Origin of the sequence: Streptomyces beijiangensis (genome assembly GCF_017315755.1) — a bacterium.
GTDB lineage: Bacteria > Actinomycetota > Actinomycetes > Streptomycetales > Streptomycetaceae > Streptomyces > Streptomyces beijiangensis.
The window spans coordinates 1-435 of sequence record NZ_JAFLRJ010001458.1; the positions used below are offsets into that span (position 1 = coordinate 1).

Below are 435 nucleotides of genomic sequence, written 5' to 3' on the forward strand. Positions count from 1 at the left end.
ACCCGACTCCCCTCTACTTCGCCGCCGGCACCGCCGACCTCGCCCTGCAGCAGGCCAAGAAGGTGCCGGGGCTGGTGGAGCAGATCCGCGCCGAGGCTCCCTCGCGCATCGAGGCCGTGCGTCACACCGACCCGAAGGCCGTCCAGGAGAAGGCGACCATCAGGGTCAAGGAGACTCAGGAGACCGTCCAGGCCAAGGTCGGCGAGTTCTTCGGCTCGCTCGACACCGACCTCAAGAAGTTCGGCGAGACCGCTCAGGACCTCGCCCTGCGTGGCGTCGGTGTCGCCGCCGAGTACGCCGTCAGGGCCCGCGAGACGTACGAGAAGGTTGCCGAGCACGGCGAGCAGACCGTGAAGACCTGGCGCGGTGAGGCCGCCGAGGGCATCGAGGACTTCGCCGTCGCCGTCGAACCGAAGGCCGAGCCCACGAGACGCT

The 435-nt window shown here is 69.4% G+C and carries 1 protein-coding gene; it reads left to right on the forward strand.

Going from position 1 to position 435, the window contains the following annotated elements:
* A partial coding sequence (locus J0695_RS42255; RefSeq protein WP_206970097.1) for a hypothetical protein occupies positions 1-435 on the forward strand: 435 nt, incomplete at both ends.